The sequence below is a fragment of the Natronorubrum sediminis genome, from assembly GCF_900108095.1.
Classification (GTDB): Archaea; Halobacteriota; Halobacteria; order Halobacteriales; family Natrialbaceae; genus Natronorubrum; species Natronorubrum sediminis.
On record NZ_FNWL01000001.1, the window covers coordinates 1,073,771 to 1,089,518 of the forward strand.

Consider the following 15,748-nt stretch of genomic DNA (forward strand, 5'->3'; position numbering starts at 1 on the left):
GGAACCCGAACGATCGATTCGAACCGGCTTGCTCGTGCCGGGAATCGCTGGCCGTCTTTCGCAACTACCATATACGCGCCTTCGCAAACGTTCACCCGCTTAGAGTATGCCGAGGCCAGAGGTTCTCGAACGAATACAGTCGGCGGAGGAAGAAGCCGACGAGATCGTCGCATTGGCACAGAACGACCGCGACGAGCGAATAGCCGAGGCCCGGGAACGTGCCGAGGAGATTCGCACGGAAGCGGAACAAGACGCGCGTGATCTCAAAGAGCGCCAACTAGAAGCGGCGCGCGAAGAGATCGACGAGGAGTGCGAGGCGGTCCTCGAAGAGGGCGAACAGCAGCGCGAAGCATTAGCCGAGCGCGCCCAGGAGCGGGTCGACGACGTGGTCGATCACGTCGTTTCCCTGTTCCAGGAGGACGTCCATGCTCAGACCTGAACGGATGAGCAAGATCTCGGTGACCGGTTCACGGGGCGTCATGTCCCCGGTCATCGAGACGGTTCACGGACTGAACCTGGTTCACCTGTCGGACTACGACGGCTCCTGGGAGGGATTTGACAACGGAACTCCCGTCGAAGGAGCCGACAACGTCTCCGAGAAACTGGTGACCGTTCGCGCCCTCGAGAACACCCTCGATCTTTCGGCCGACGAGGCCGAACCGGGGACGCTCGAGGAGAATTGGGAAACCCGCGTCGAAGAGATTCGGACGCGAGTCAACGAACTCGACGACGAACGGAGTGACATCCGCGAATCGCTTCGACAGGTCGAAGAGCGAATCGACCGCGTCGCACCCTTCGCGGAGCTCGGAATCGATCTCGACCTCCTGTCGGGGTACGATTCAGTCGACGTCGTCGTCGGTGAGGGTCCACACGCCCAGATCGAAGATGTAGTCGCTGCATCCGACGAGATCCGGGCGTTCGAGACGTTCACCGGTGGAGACATCGTGGCGGTCGTCGCTGCGTCCACCGACGACGCCGGCTCGAGCCCGATCGACGACGCCCTCGTCGGCGTCGAGTTCACGCGACACGAGGTCCCAGAAACGGACCAGACGCCGAGTTCCTACGTCGACGAACTCGAGGAACGTAAACGCGAACTTGAGTACGAAATCGACGACGTCGACGCGGAACTCGAACAGATCAAAGCGAACGAGGCGAGCTTCCTCCTCCGCGTCGAAGAGGAGTTGAGCATCGACGTGCAACAGGCCGAAGCACCGCTGCAGTTCGCGACGACGGATCGGGCGTTCATCGCGGAAGGGTGGATTCCCTCCGACGAGTACGAACGCCTCGCCGCATCGTTGCGCGATGCCGTCGGCGAAAGCGTCGAAATCGAAGAGCTCGAGCGAGCGAGCTACGACCGTCACGGCAAGACCCACACTGAAGAGCTTCAGGAGGGAACACAGACGGCGAAAGACGACGAAGAGAGCGACGACGAAAACGCGGCTGCCGCGGATAGCGAGCAGCCCCAGAAGGCGATGACAGACGGTGGCTCGGCCGTGACGATGAGCGACCAGCCGCCGACGATTCAGAAGAATCCGTCGGCTGCCAAGCCGTTCGAAGCGCTGGTACAAGCAGTCAACCGGCCGAAGTACAACGAGCTCGATCCGACGATTTTCATGTTCCTGACGTTCCCGTTGTTCTTCGGGTTCATGATCAGCGACGTCGGGTACGGCCTGTTGTACGTGCTGACCGGCTTCTACATGTACCAGAGCTTCGATAGCCCGGGGATATCGAGTCTCGGTGGCGTCGCCATGTGGTGTGGTGCGTTCACCATCTTCTTCGGAATCCTGTTCGGCGAGTTCTTCGGACTCCACGAACTCGGATACATGCTCTTCGGCGACGCAGGTGCGCCGATGGGAGATAAAGGACTCTCGCCAGCGACGCTCGACTTCGCGTTCGCCTGGCTCCTCGTGAGTCTGCTGTTCGGGATTATCCACCTGAACATTGGATACATCCTCGACTTCGTCGAGAATATCCAGCATGGCCACGGCCTCTGGGGAGCGATCACCCACAGCGGCTCGTGGATCCTGATGCTCAACGGACTCTGGATCTGGGTCTTCACGCCACAGGCATCGGACGTCAAACCCGAATTCCTGTTCACAACCTTCGACGGTGGCGCGTTCGACCTCGGATTCAGCGGCTTCCCGCTGATGGACATCTTCACCGTTCCCAGCGATATCGCCTACGTTGGCGGGTTCGAAGTGACGATCCCGTTCTTACTCGTTATCGCTGGACTCGTATTGCTCGCGATCGGTGATCCCGTCGAACTCGCGGAGTTCGCGATCCCGTTCGCACACGGCGTCTCCTACGCCCGAATCGCCGCAGTCCTGCTCGCGAAGGGTGGGATGGCGTTCGTCGTCAATCTGCTGGTGTTCGGTAGCGTCGAGACCGACGCTGGAGAACGCCCATTCATGGCCCCGTGGACCGGTTACGGTCCCGAAGACGGACAGGTAATGTTCGATGGGCTGTTCTACATGGGCGACGGAGCCGTCGCGATTGGCTTCTTCATCCTCGGCATACTCGTGTTGGTCGTCGGACACATTGTAGTCTTGCTACTTGGTATCACAAGTGCCGGATTACAGGGTATCAGGCTCGAGTACGTCGAGTTCTTTGGGAAGTTTTATGAAGGCGGTGGAAAGAACTACGAACCGTTCGGACACGATCGAAATCACAGTGAGGACTAACTAACAATGGCACTTGAACTTGGACCAGAACTGGCGGATGTTGCACTGCAAGCAGAAGAAGCAAGCGGACCAACCCTCGAGAACGAGGGCGCAGCGGCACTCGCCGTCGGTCTCGCGGCACTCGCAGCGGGATACGCCGAGCGCGGTATCGGCGCCGCTGCCGTCGGCGCAATCGCCGAGGACGACGATATGTTCGTTCCCGGCCTGATCATGACCGTCCTCCCAGAGACGCTCGTGATCCTGGCGCTGGTCGTCGTCTTCGTCGTCTAAAACTACCCCCCTTCTCTCACCAATGAGTTTGGACACAGTCGTAGAAGACATTCGAGAAGAGGCCCACGCGCGTGCGGAGGACATCCGCGCCGAGGGCGAAGCGCGCGCCGACGAGATCGAATCGGCCGCCGAGGAAGACGCCGAGGAGATCCTCGCTGACGCAGAGCAGTCCGTCGAGCGCGAGATCGAGCAGCTTCGCGAACAGCGTCTCTCCAGTGCGAAACTGGAGGCGAAACAAAAACGCCTGGAGGCCCGTCGTGACGTACTCGGTGACGTTCGTGAGCAAGTCGAAGACGGACTCGCCTCCCTCGAGGGAGAGACCCGCGAGGAGTTGACGCGAGCCGTCCTCGACGGTGCGAGCGACGAGTTCGACGAGGGCGACGACGTGAGCGTCTACGGTCGTGAGGAAGACCAAGAGCTCATCGAGTCGATCCTCGAGGACTACGACGGCTACGAGTACGCCGGCGAGTACGACTGTCTCGGCGGCGTCGTCGTCGAAAGTGACCAGTCTCGAGTTCGAGTCAACAACACGTTCGACTCGCTACTCGAGGACGTCTGGGAAGACAACCTCCGGGAGATCAGCACCCAACTCTTCGAGCAATGAGTGTAGGCGCCTCGAATCCGGAATACGTGAACGCTCGCGTTCGGTCACGCCGAGCCTCGCTGTTCGCGGACGAAGATTATCGGAAGCTGGTCCGGATGGGGCCGAGCGGGATCGCACGGTTCATGGAGGAATCGGAGTACGAACGCGAGATCAACGATCTCGGCGCCAGATTCTCCGGTGTCGACCTGATCGAGTACGCGTTGAATCGGAATCTCGCGAAGCACTTTCACGACTTACTCGATTGGTCGGAGGGACGACTCTACGACCTCGTTGCCCGATACCTTCGGAAGTTCGACGTCTGGAATCTGAAGACGATTATTCGTGGCATCTACACCGACACCGACGCCGAAGAGATCCAGACCGACCTGATCCGTGCCGGCGAACTCGAGGACCGGACGATCGACCGATTGCTCGAGGTCGACTCCATCGAGGACGCCATCGAGGTACTCAACCGGACGATTTACTACGAGCCGCTCTCGGACGCCTACGAGGAGTTCGAGGAAACCGGCGCACTCGTTCCCCTCGAGAACGCACTCGACCGAGAGTTCTACGAGCACTTACTCGAGGACGTCAGTCGATCCCCAGGAGGAGAGCAACTACAGGAAGGACCGGAAGCGAAGTACATCGAATTCCTGCAAGCAGAAATCGACTTCCGAAACGCACGAAACGCACTCCGACTCGCTCGCAGCGGTGCAGACCTCGATCCGGCCAGCTACTACATCGAGGGCGGCGTCTTATTCGACGAATCGGATCTCAACCGCCTCGTCGGCGATTTCGACGAACTCGTCGACCACATCGACGAGAACAAGCGCTACGGCGACCGTCTCTCCGGAGCGATGGCTCGACTGCGGGATGCTGACAGCCTTATCCAGTTCGAGCACGCACTAGACGCTGCGTTGCTCGAGTACGCTGATACGCTCTCGAGCATTTATCCGGCGTCGGTCTCGGCCGTGTTGTCGTACATCCTCGCGAAGGAACGCGAAGTCGAGAACATCCGTGCGATCGCTCGCGGTCGCGAAGTCGGCCTCGACGAGAACGAAATCGAAGAGGAGCTGGTGATCCTATGAGTCAGGAAATCGCAGTCGTCGGCAGCCCGGAGTTCACCACTGGCTTTCGCCTCGCGGGAGTCAGTCGCTTCGAGAACGTGCCGGACGACGAGAAAGACGCGGAGTTAGACGACGCGGTGACGGCCGCCCTCGACGACGAGGGTGTTGGTATCGTCGTTATGCACGACGAGGACCTCGAACATCTCTCGCGGAACGTCCGCCAGAACGTCGAGACGAGTGTCGAACCGGTCGTCGTCACGATCGGTGCCGGCACCGCTGGTGGTGGGCTGCGTGAGCAAATCAAACGCGCGATCGGTATCGACCTCATGGAAGAGGACGAACAAGAAAGCTAAACTATGAGCCAGGCAGAAGACATCGAATCCGTCGACGAAGACGGTCTAATCGAAAGCGTGAGTGGTCCAGTCGTGACCGCCACGGACCTCGACGCCCGGATGAACGACGTCGTCTACGTCGGCGACGAAGGACTGATGGGCGAGGTCATCGAGATCGAAGGAAACCTGACCACGATTCAGGTCTACGAAGAAACCTCCGGTGTTGGCCCGGGAGAACCCGTCGAGAACACGGGCGAGCCCCTGAGTGTCGACCTCGGTCCAGGCGTTCTGGACGCCATTTACGATGGTGTCCAGCGCCCACTCGACGTGCTCGAGGAGAAGATGGGGACGGCGTTTCTCGACCGCGGAGTCGACGCCCCCGGCATCGACTTCGAGACGGAGTGGGAGTTCACTCCGACCGTCGAGGAAGGCGACACGCTCGAGGCAGGTGACGTCGTCGGTGAAGTTCCCGAAACCGAAAGCATCACCCATCGCGTGATGGTGCCACCGGACTACGAGGGAGGCGAAGTGACGTCGGTCGAAAGCGGTTCGTTCACGGTCGACGAAGTCGTCGTCGAACTCGACTCCGGCGAGGAAGTCACGATGCACCAGGAGTGGCCGGTTCGCCAGTCGCGACCCGCAGACACGAAGGAGACGCCGACGGTCCCACTCGTCTCGGGACAGCGAATTCTCGACGGTCTCTTCCCAATTGCGAAAGGTGGAACGGCCGCGATTCCCGGTCCGTTCGGATCCGGGAAGACGGTCACCCAACACCAACTCGCCAAGTGGGCCGACGCGGACATCGTCGTCTACGTCGGCTGTGGCGAGCGTGGCAACGAGATGACCGAAGTCATCGAGGACTTCCCGGAGCTGGAAGACCCGACCACGGGCAAGCCGCTCATGGCTCGGACGACGCTCATCGCGAACACGTCCAACATGCCAGTTGCAGCCCGTGAGTCCTGTATTTACACCGGCATCACCATCGCGGAGTACTTCCGCGACATGGGCTACGACGTCGCGCTTATGGCAGACTCCACCTCCCGGTGGGCCGAAGCCATGCGTGAGATTTCGAGTCGACTTGAGGAGATGCCCGGCGAAGAGGGGTATCCCGCGTACCTCGCCGCAGCGCTCTCGGAGTTCTACGAGCGTGCCGGCAAATTCCAACTGATGAACGGCGACGAGGGGTCCATCTCGGTTATCGGCGCGGTCTCGCCACCGGGCGGGGACTTCTCCGAGCCGGTTACCCAGAACACGCTGCGTATCGTCAAGACGTTCTGGGCGCTCGACGCCGACCTCGCAGAGCGTCGGCACTTCCCGTCGATCAACTGGGACGAGTCGTACTCGCTGTATCGACAGCAACTCGACCCCTGGTTCCGCGAGAACGTCGCGGACGACTGGCCGGAGGTTCGCCAGTGGGCGGTCGACGTGTTAGACGAGGAGGGCGAACTTCAGGAGATCGTCCAACTCGTCGGCAAGGACGCGCTGCCGGAAGACCAGCAACTGACCCTCGAGGTCGCACGCTACCTGCGTGAAGCCTGGCTCCAGCAGAACGCGTTCCACGACGTCGACACCTACTGCGATCCGAAGAAGACCTACCGAATGCTCGAGGCGATCAGGACGTTCAACGACGAGGCGTTCGACGCGCTCGAAGCCGGCGTTCCGGTTGAAGAGATCCAGAACGTCGACGCGGCCCCACGCCTCAACCGAATGAACACGTCCGAGGAGTGGAACGAGTTCATCGACGAACTCGAATCGGACCTGCAAGAACAGATTCGGAGCCTGTACTAACTATGAAGGAATATCAAACGATCACGGAGATCAGCGGTCCGCTGGTGTTCGCCGAGGTCGACGAACCCGTCGGTTACGACGAGGTCGTCGAAATCGAGACGGAACAGGGCGAAACGCTGCGCGGTCAGGTGCTGGAATCGAGCGACGGACTCGTCTCGATTCAGGTCTTCGAAGGGACCGGCGGTATCGACCGCAACGCGTCCGTTCGGTTCCTGGGCGAGACGATGAAGATGCCCGTCACCGAAGACCTGCTCGGACGGGTGCTCGACGGGTCCGGGAATCCGATCGACGGCGGCCCGGAAATCGTCCCCGACGATCGAATCGACATCGTCGGCGAAGCGATCAATCCCTACTCTCGAGAGTACCCAGAGGAGTTCATCCAGACCGGTGTGTCGTCCATCGACGGCATGAACACGCTGGTTCGCGGCCAGAAGCTGCCGATCTTCTCCGGTTCTGGACTGCCACACAACGACCTCGCACTCCAGATCGCCCGTCAGGCGACCGTGCCTGAAGAGGAAGAAGGCGACGACGAAGACGGGTCGGAGTTCGCAGTCATCTTCGGTGCGATGGGGATTACCCAGGAAGAGGCCAACGAGTTCATGGAAGACTTCGAGCGCACGGGCGCACTCGAGCGTTCGGTCGTCTTCATGAACCTCGCGGACGACCCAGCCGTCGAGCGCCAGGTCACGCCGCGACTCGTGCTCACCACGGCCGAGTACCTCGCCTTCGAGAAGGATTACCACGTGCTGGTCATCCTGACCGACATCACCAACTACTGTGAGGCACTGCGCGAGATCGGTGCCGCACGTGAGGAGGTTCCGGGCCGACGTGGCTACCCCGGATACATGTACACCGACCTGGCACAGCTCTACGAGCGTGCGGGCCGGATCGAGGGCAAGGAGGGGTCGGTCACGCAGATTCCGATCCTGACGATGCCTGGTGACGACGACACCCACCCGATTCCGGACCTGACTGGCTACATTACGGAAGGCCAGATTATGATGGATCGAGACCTCAACAGCCAGGGTATCGAGCCGCCGGTCAACGTTTTGCCATCGCTCTCGCGATTGATGGACGACGGGATCGGCGAGGGCCTGACCCGCGAAGACCACGGCGACGTCTCCGACCAGATGTACGCCGCCTACGCGGAGGGGGAGGACCTGCGTGACCTCGTGAACATCGTCGGTCGCGAAGCGCTCAGCGAACGGGACAACAAGTTCCTCGACTTCGCCGACCGCTTCGAGACGGAGTTCGTCCAGCAAGGTTACGACAACAACCGCTCCATCGAAGAGACGCTCGAGTTGGGTTGGGACCTCCTCTCGATGCTTCCGAAGGAGGCACTCAACCGGATCGACGAGGACCTCATCGAAGAACACTACCGCGAAGACGAGGCGGAAGCCGCCGAAGTGTCCGCCGACTAATCGACGCGGGTTCGTCGTTTCAACTTTCTTGCAGCGCTCGAGTAGTTAGGTAGCCGTCGCTAACAGAAATCCGATGTGACAGTATCGAAGAAGACCCAGACAGGAATGCGGGTACAGCAACCCCTGGCTCAGTCGCTGACGACACTGAATATGGATTCTCGCAGTGGTGTCGTCCGCGTCACGTCATCGCCGTAACGACAACGAACCGGGGGCGCGTTAGTCGCAGTCTCGTCCGGTGGGTCAGGCGTGCTTCGATTTGCCGTGAGTACTTCGAACAGTCACCGATATCACGATCGCGGACTGTTGCATCGACTTGAATCGACACGGGGCAGGTTTCGTCGATTGCAACGGCACCTAACGGACGAAGGGTTTTTCGAGCCGATTGCGAGACGCTCGAGGCGCATGCCAAGAAACACAACTCGCCGCCGGATCGTCGCATTGGCAGGGTCAACTGTGGTTGGACTGGCCGGGACGCTCACGGGAAGTGTCGGTGCAGCACAATCCGGTACAGAATCCGATCAAGCGCTCGTGATCGACGCCGATACGGACGACGACGTCGACCACACCGGCGATATCGTCGTTCGGCAGGGGGTCACCGTCGACGGCGATCTCGAGGCGAGCGGTCACGTCGAACTCGAGACGGGGGTTGTCGTAGATGGCGAGGTGATCGCGAATTCGCTAACAGCAGGGTCGACCGTAGAGTTCGACGACAGCGTCGACGTGAGCGGCGACCTATCGGGCGGAGATAGACTCTATTTCGACGACGACGTGTCGGCTGACGGTGCTGTCTCAGTCGGCGAGGGGGCCTATTTCGACGACGACATCATCGCGGGGGGAGATATCGACATCGGCGTCGATGGGTACGTCGACGACGAACTCGACAGCGGCGGAGACGTGACGCTCGATCAGGGTGTCGTCGTCGACAGCGACGTCGACGCGATCCGGGCCGTCGACCTCGCTCGAGGCGGAGAAATCGGCGGAGACATCGACGCCGGTGAAACCGTTTCAGTTAGCTCGCAGGCCGAAATCGGTGGCGTGGAAACGGGTGGGGGTATCGAGGCGGGCGACGACGTCTCGTTCGACGACAGCGTCTCGGCTCTCGGATCGATCGACGTCGGCGACGGCGCGTACTTCGACGACGATATCGAGGGTGGGAGCGACCTGACTCTCGGCGACGATACGACCGTTGACGACAGTATCGAGGCGACGGGTGACATCGAACTCGGCTCGCAGGGGTACGTCGATGACGACGTCTCCGGCCGAACCGTAACGCTCGGAGCGGGGACGACGGTCGATGGTGACGTCGAAGAAGGCTGGTAACGATCCAGCCTAAATCGTACTCAGCGATCGATCGCAGGCCACGGTAGTCAACACAACTGTAAACAGTTATCCGATTGGGAGCGCAACTTCCCCACAAGATGGCCAAGGACGTCAAGCCCACTCGTAAGAACCTGATGGAGATCGAGGATCGGATCGAACTCTCCGAACGTGGGCACGGGACACTCGAAAAGAAACGAGACGGGCTGATCATGGAGTTCATGGACATCCTGGACAAGGCCCAGGACGTTCGTGGCGACCTCGCAGACGACTACGAGGAAGCTCAAAAGAAGATCAACATGGCTCGAGCGATGGAAGGCGACGTCGCTGTCCGTGGGGCTGCCGCCGCCTTGCAGGAACACCCCGAAATCACCACCGAGTCGAAGAATATTATGGGCGTCGTCGTCCCGCAGATCGAATCCTCGCGCGTCTCGAAGAGCCTCGACCAGCGTGGCTACGGGATCATGGGGACCTCCGCTCGCATCGACGAGGCCGCCGAATCATACGAGGACCTCCTCGAGAGCATCATCCTCGCCGCGGAAGTCGAAACGGCGATGAAAAAGATGCTCCGGGAGATCGAGACGACGAAGCGACGCGTCAACGCTCTCGAGTTCAAACTCCTGCCCGACCTCTACGAGAACCAGGAGTACATCGAACAGAAACTCGAGGAACAAGAGCGCGAGGAGACGTTCCGGCTGAAGAAGATCAAAGAGAAGAAAGAACAGCAGGAAAAAGAAGCCCAGGAAGCCGAAGCTGCGGCCGAGGCGGAGGCTGAAGCGAATGCGGAAGATACGGGCACGGCTGAACCGGATATGGAACAGTCGACTGCCGGTGGCGTTCCGGGCGGCGACTGATTTCGAACCCCGTATTCACTCTTCTCTCTCGTCCGATGACCTGTCCAACGTGTTCCTCACCGACGGTAGCTGTCGAAGTCCCAGAAAGCTATCGTGAGTACGCACCGGAACGATCGGCGACAGTGGCGATCTGTACGCACTGTCTCACCGTCGAGTCGGCGGAAGGCGGCGACCCGGACCCGAATTTCACAGCCATCAGCGACGCGCTTCCATCGAACGCAGACGCGGCGATCCCGCTCGTGCTCGCGATCGATCGCTGTGACTCGCTCGTGACGAATCGAAGCGCCATCGAGGAGTTACTCGAGGCCGTCGAGCGAGAAGGAACGGACCCGTTGTTGGTCTGGGATCGACTCAGTCGCGACCCCGAACTAGAGCCGACGGTCGACCTCGAGCGACGGCGACACCAACTCGAGCAATTGCTGTACTGACACCTGCTGCTCGTCCATGAACGAACGACGCGAAAACAGCCACAATCGTTGAGTGCTACTTTCCAGTCGGCTTCACGTTGTTGCTGACGGCCTGTTTGACCTGCAACGCGGCGCTGGCGGCCAATCCGCGAGCGACCTCGTTTCGCTCGTCCGCCGTGATGAGATCGTCTTCGGTAGCGACGTCCTCGAGGTCGGGGGTAAACCCGGCGCTGACGGCGTGGCCGATCGGTGGCCGGACGGCGACGGTGACCTGCGGGCCGGACATCCCGCTCGTAATATCCGAGTCGACGACGTATTCACTCGGGAGGAACTCGCGCGTGCGAGCGGCGATCCGCGAGACGTCACGGTGGAGAAGTCGCTTTTGATCTCTCGAGAGTTCAGGAACGTCCGCCGCGGCACGCTGACCAGCACCCGTTTCTCCCGGCAGTCCTGCGTACGGCGTATTTCCGTTCATGAGAAGTGTGTACCTGATAGCAACGGGACGGCAGGTCAAAAGGATTCGCCTTCGGACAATCTCGAGAGACCTGGAGAGAACGCGTGCGCGTGCAGTTAACAGATTGGTTCGCTCTCGCCGTAGACGGCCAGGACGAGCGCCGTCGTGTGTTCTCCCGGTTTCGCCTGAATGCTCTCGGTGGCGACCTGTGTGTCCGCGAACTCCCAGTCGCGAAGCTCCTGTCCGGCCGCTAACCCCTCGAGAACGCGCCGTTCGACGTCCTCCGAGTCGGTTTCACCCGACGTTTCGTAGAACAGCCCGGGTCCGTTCTCGACCGATTGGGACCACGCGAGCGCCGCACTCGCGCGGCCTGGTCCAGCGACAGTGGCTCGTGCTTCGACGACAGTCAGTCGTTCGCCGGCAGGACCGAGGTCGGGTGCCGTGCCGACGGCTTCGACGTGGGTGTCGGCCGGAATGACGGAGGAAACCGAGACGAGATTGTAGTTCTCGACGCCGGCGTCAGCGAGTGCGGCGTCGTAGGACGACATCGCCGTCGGGGCCGATGCGACCCCCCAGACGATTCGAATCGTGCTCATGGTTGTTCTCGGGACCGGACGGCGTAAGGGCTTGCGGTACAGCGTCGTCGCTCGAGCCCCGACGGTAATCGATTCGTGACCACGAGCGAGACCGACGGTCGAACGAGCGGGCCGACGACCGATGAACTAGAGGCCCCTCGCTGTCCGAGAGAACTTTGCTCTCTCGAGATTTTGCCAAGGACGGCCTTCGGCGACCCGCAGAGCAAAACTTTGGTCTTACTGGTAGAAGTAGCCCGCAGACGAGATAACGTCACTCGAGTCGTCGTCTTCGATCTTCTCGATGGCGTTGAGGAAGTCTTCGTGGTGGACCTCCTCGCGGTCGTTGCGGATAGCGAACATGCCAGCCTCGGTCGTGAGACTCTCGATTTCGGCCCCGGAGTAGCCGTCGGTTTCCTCGGCGAGGTCGTCGAAATCGACCTCGTCGTCGACGTTCATGCCGCGCGTGTGGATCTGGAGGATCTGCTCCCGACCTTCCTGGTCGGCTTCGGGGACTTCGATGAGACGATCGAAGCGCCCGGGTCGGAGGATGGCGCGATCGAGCATGTCGAAGCGGTTCGTGGCGGCAATGATGCGAATCTCGCCTCGAGCGTCGAAGCCGTCCATCTCGCTGAGGAGTTGCATCATCGTCCGCTGGACTTCGGCGTCTCCCGACGTCTTCGACTCCGTTCGCGTCGTTGCGATGGCGTCGATTTCGTCGATGAAGATGATTGCCGGTTCACGTTCGCGAGCCATCTCGAAGAGGTCCCGGACGAGTCGCGAGCCCTCACCGATGAACTTCCGGACGAGTTCCGAGCCGGCCATCTTGATGAACGTCGCGTTGGTCTCGTTGGCGACGGCTTTGGCGAGCATCGTCTTCCCGGTCCCTGGCGGTCCGTGGAGGAGCACGCCACTCGGTGGTTCGATGCCGACGTCCTCGAACAGTTCAGGTTCGGCGAGGGGCTGTTCGACGGCCTCGCGAACTTCGCGAATCTGTTCGTCGATGCCGCCGATCTCTCCGTAGGTGACTTGTGGTCGCTCGGAGATTTCCATCGACTGCGCTCGCGCGTCGGTTTCGGCGTCAAGGATCGTCTGTACTGCAAACGAGTCGTTGACCGCGACGCGGTCGCCGGCTTCGAGTCGCTCGAGCATCCGCGGGGAGACGTCGGTCAACACCTCCTGGTTGTTGCCGTGTTGTTTGACGACGACTTCGTCGTTGTCGAGTACGTCCTCGACGGTCGCGATGTACAGCGAGGAGCCTTTGAGCGTCTCGTTTTCGCGTTCGACGCGGTCGACGCGCTCTCGCAGTTGCTCGCGGCGGTCTTGGGCCTGTTCGAGCTGGGAAGCGAGTTGCTCGTTGACGTCCACGAGGTCCGAGAAGTGCCCGTGGAGCGCCTCGAGCCGTTCGCTGTCGGGGAGATCCGGATCGATATCGCGGTGAGGTCGGTCTGGGATAGACGGGCTTCGAGACATCCTGACGTGCACCGGTAAGTTCCCGACGATAAATGTGCCTTTGGGTCGCGGATGGTTTTCAACGATCAGTTGTACTGGCAGTGAGCACCTCGAGCGGTGGATAAAACCTCGAGTTTGGTGCCGCCGAAGCGGCGTCACTCACAGGAGTACGTCGGTGAACTCTCGAGTTCTTCGACGGTCATGTCTTCGGGGTCGTCGTATCCGCAATCGAGTTCGGCGTCGGATTCGTCGGCTTCGCAGGTCGTGCTACGGATATTGTTGAGGTGGGAGCCGCCGACGATAGTGTGACAGTAGCAGGTTTCAGCCGGGCCACACTCGCTCGCTTCGGCCGCTGTACACTCGCAGTTGACTGCGGTTGCTGAGGACGACGCCCCAGCAATTCCTGCGACGGAGGCGACACTGACCGCCGTCGCTCTCAGTACTCGACGTCTGTTTACCGTTGGTTCGCCGCGCCGATCTGATTGGTCATCAGACATGTGTTCCACGTTAATACGTCACTAGTATTTATATTTACTGTCGCACTCGATTATCCAACCTATTTTTTGGAGATTTGATTCCCCGACTCAGGTACTTTATCGGGACGAAATTTCGACTGACAACGAATCGGGGGCTGGTGCTCACGCAGGAGACGAGTCACGGTTAGCGTTAGTCGAGCGGTCGAGTTGAGACGGCGTCGAGTAGTCGAGACCGGTCTCTAAGGAGCCCGATTACTCGAGCAGTTGCTCCAACTCCTGGAGTCGCTCCCCGTACGTCTCGAGCGCGCGATCGATGGGATCGGACGTGCTCATGTCGACGCCGGCGATCCGGAGCAATTCGAGGGGATACTCGCGAGAGCCCTGTCGGAGGAACTCGAGGTAGTCCTCGGCGGCGTCGCGGTTCGGGTCGCTTCCGGGGCCGTCGGGGAGCACGTCGTCGACGATGGCGAGTGCGGCGGAGATGCCGGTCGCGTACTGGTAGACGTAGAACGCGCGGTAGAAGTGGGGAATACGCATCCACTCGCGAGCGATGCGGTCGTCGATGACGGCGGGTTCGTAGTACGCTTCTTTGAGTCCGCGATAGACCTCGTCGAGTCGGTCTGCCGTGAGGGGCTCTCCAGTCTCTTCGAGTCGGTGTGCTTCGTGTTCGAACTCGGCGAAGAGCGTCTGTCGGTAGAGCGTCGAGCGGACGCGTTCTGCGAACTCGTTGAGAACGTGCGTGCGGAACTCGGGGTCGTCGACGGTCTCGAGGAGGTGATTCGTCAGCAGGGCCTCGTTGACCGTGCTGGCGACCTCGGCGACGAAGATTTCGTAGTTCGAGTAGATGAAGGGCTGTTCGTCTTTCGTCAACTGAGAGTGCATCGAGTGGCCGAGTTCGTGTGCCAGTGTGTACATCGAGGAGATGTCGTCCTGATAGTTCATCAGGATGAACGGCTGGGTGTCGTAGGTGCCACCGGAGTACGCGCCGGATTGTTTGCCCTCGTTCTCGTAGACGTCGACCCAGCGCGACTCGAGGCCCTCGGCGACACGAGATTGGTACTCCTCGCCGAGTGGTTCGAGTGCCTCGACGACGTACTCACTCGCCTGCTCGTACTCGAGGTCGGGGCTCTCGCCGCCAGTGACGGGCATGTAGACGTCCCACATCTGAAGGTCGTCAACCTCGAGTGCCTGGCGCTTGAGTTCGGCGTGGCGGTGGAGTTTGTCGAGGTTGTCGTTGACGCTGTCGACGAGCGTGTCGTAGACGTCGACGGGAACGTTCGGACCGTCGAGGGCGGCCTCGCGGGCGGTGTCGTAGTTGCGAGCCTGTGCCATCTTGACATCGGCCTTGACGCTGTTCTTGTAGGACGAAGCGACCGTATTGCGAACGTCGCTCCACTCGTCGAAGTAGGCCTCGTAGACCGTCTGGCGGAACTCCCGCTCCGGTCGTTTGAGCAGGTTCGTGAGGTTGCTCTGGGTGATCTCGATCGCCTCGCCCGAGGGATCTTCGACCGTCGGGAACGACATGTCCGCGTTCGATAGCATGGTGTACACTTCGCCCGTCGCACCAGTGACCTCGCTCAGGTCGGCCAGCAGGGCCTCGACCTCCGCCGAGCGCGTGTGCGGTTTCATCCGCAGAATGTCGTCGACGTAGTGATCGTAGGTCTCGAGAGCGGGTTCGGACCCGGCCATCGACTCGAATTCCTCGCGAGTCAACTCCTGGAGTTCCGGTTCGATGAACGACGCCGCGGACTGGGCGTCGGCTGCGAGCGATTGTGCGCGTGCAGTCAGGGCCTGGTACTGTTGATTCGTCGTATCTTCGTCGCGACGCATGCGAGCGTAGGAGGCGACCATTGCTACCTCGCGCATGACGTCGTCACGGAGTTCGAAGACCTCGAGGAGGGTACTCTCGTCGTCAGTCGTCTGGCCCTCGTAGGCGGCGAGGTCGTCGACGCGCTCGGCGACCGATTCGTACGCGGTCTCCCACTCCTCGTCGGAGGCGTAGATACTCTCGAGATCCCAGGTATCGGCCTCGTCTACTGCAGATCGTTCGGGAACGGAACTCATACCTCGGCTA

At 60.9% G+C, this 15,748-nt stretch carries 16 protein-coding genes; 11 read left to right on the forward strand and 5 right to left on the reverse strand.

Going from position 1 to position 15,748, the window contains the following annotated elements; all coding sequences use genetic code 11:
• Positions 1-106 precede the first annotated feature (106 nt).
• The 11 genes from ahaH (at position 107) to BLW62_RS05310 (ending at position 10,741) form a co-directional block, all read left to right on the forward strand.
• Entirely contained in the window at positions 107-439 is a 333-nt protein-coding gene (gene ahaH, locus BLW62_RS05260) for an ATP synthase archaeal subunit H (RefSeq protein WP_076579736.1), read from the forward strand.
• On the forward strand, positions 426-2,681 hold the full coding sequence (locus BLW62_RS05265; protein WP_090505821.1) for a V-type ATP synthase subunit I: 2,256 nt from the start codon (positions 426-428) through the stop codon (positions 2,679-2,681). The genes ahaH and BLW62_RS05265 overlap by 14 nt, the downstream gene beginning before the upstream one ends.
• Positions 2,682-2,687: 6 nt before the next feature.
• Positions 2,688-2,951, forward strand: a complete 264-nt coding sequence (locus BLW62_RS05270) for a hypothetical protein (protein ID WP_090505823.1) — start codon at positions 2,688-2,690, stop codon at positions 2,949-2,951.
• Between the two features lie 22 nt (positions 2,952-2,973).
• The gene (locus BLW62_RS05275; protein WP_090505825.1) at positions 2,974-3,555 is read left to right on the forward strand and encodes a V-type ATP synthase subunit E; all 582 of its coding nucleotides are present in this window, start codon (positions 2,974-2,976) and stop codon (positions 3,553-3,555) included.
• Positions 3,552-4,622, forward strand: coding sequence for a V-type ATP synthase subunit C (locus BLW62_RS05280; RefSeq protein WP_090505827.1), 1,071 nt, complete (start codon positions 3,552-3,554; stop codon positions 4,620-4,622). The genes BLW62_RS05275 and BLW62_RS05280 overlap by 4 nt, the downstream gene beginning before the upstream one ends.
• Positions 4,619-4,954 carry a V-type ATP synthase subunit F gene (locus BLW62_RS05285; RefSeq protein ID WP_076579746.1) on the forward strand — a complete coding sequence of 112 codons (336 nt, stop codon included), beginning with the start codon at positions 4,619-4,621 and terminating at the stop codon, positions 4,952-4,954. The genes BLW62_RS05280 and BLW62_RS05285 overlap by 4 nt, the downstream gene beginning before the upstream one ends.
• A 3-nt stretch (positions 4,955-4,957) precedes the next feature.
• Positions 4,958-6,721: an ATP synthase subunit A gene (locus tag BLW62_RS05290; RefSeq protein WP_076579748.1), complete on the forward strand. Its 1,764-nt coding sequence runs from the start codon at positions 4,958-4,960 to the stop codon at positions 6,719-6,721.
• 2 nt (positions 6,722-6,723) lie between these two features.
• A complete protein-coding gene (locus BLW62_RS05295; protein ID WP_076579750.1) occupies positions 6,724-8,142 on the forward strand; it encodes an ATP synthase subunit B in 1,419 nt (472 codons plus the stop codon).
• A gap of 402 nt (positions 8,143-8,544) precedes the next feature.
• A complete protein-coding gene (locus BLW62_RS05300) occupies positions 8,545-9,462 on the forward strand; it encodes a hypothetical protein (protein WP_139305377.1) in 918 nt (305 codons plus the stop codon).
• A 98-nt stretch (positions 9,463-9,560) separates the two neighbouring features.
• Positions 9,561-10,313, forward strand: a complete 753-nt coding sequence (locus BLW62_RS05305; RefSeq protein ID WP_090505832.1) for a V-type ATP synthase subunit D — start codon at positions 9,561-9,563, stop codon at positions 10,311-10,313.
• A 35-nt stretch (positions 10,314-10,348) separates the two neighbouring features.
• Positions 10,349-10,741: a DUF6276 family protein gene (locus tag BLW62_RS05310; RefSeq protein WP_090505834.1), complete on the forward strand. Its 393-nt coding sequence runs from the start codon at positions 10,349-10,351 to the stop codon at positions 10,739-10,741.
• A gap of 55 nt (positions 10,742-10,796) precedes the next feature.
• Here the strand turns inward: BLW62_RS05310 and BLW62_RS05315 are convergent, their stop codons facing one another.
• The 5 genes from BLW62_RS05315 to pepF all read right to left on the reverse strand — a co-directional run bounded on the left by BLW62_RS05315 (position 10,797) and on the right by pepF (position 15,738).
• The gene (locus BLW62_RS05315; RefSeq protein WP_076579762.1) at positions 10,797-11,195 is read right to left on the reverse strand and encodes a DUF5811 family protein; all 399 of its coding nucleotides are present in this window, start codon (positions 11,193-11,195) and stop codon (positions 10,797-10,799) included.
• Positions 11,196-11,290: 95 nt separating this feature from the next.
• Positions 11,291-11,770, reverse strand: coding sequence for a pyruvoyl-dependent arginine decarboxylase (locus BLW62_RS05320; protein ID WP_090505836.1), 480 nt, complete (start codon positions 11,768-11,770; stop codon positions 11,291-11,293).
• 216 nt (positions 11,771-11,986) lie between these two features.
• Positions 11,987-13,219 carry a proteasome-activating nucleotidase Pan2 gene (gene pan2 / locus BLW62_RS05325; protein WP_090505837.1) on the reverse strand — a complete coding sequence of 411 codons (1,233 nt, stop codon included), beginning with the start codon at positions 13,217-13,219 and terminating at the stop codon, positions 11,987-11,989.
• A gap of 134 nt (positions 13,220-13,353) precedes the next feature.
• Positions 13,354-13,695: a hypothetical protein gene (locus tag BLW62_RS05330; protein WP_090505839.1), complete on the reverse strand. Its 342-nt coding sequence runs from the start codon at positions 13,693-13,695 to the stop codon at positions 13,354-13,356.
• 231 nt (positions 13,696-13,926) lie between these two features.
• Positions 13,927-15,738, reverse strand: coding sequence for an oligoendopeptidase F (gene pepF, locus BLW62_RS05335; RefSeq protein WP_090505841.1), 1,812 nt, complete (start codon positions 15,736-15,738; stop codon positions 13,927-13,929).
• Positions 15,739-15,748 lie beyond the last annotated feature (10 nt).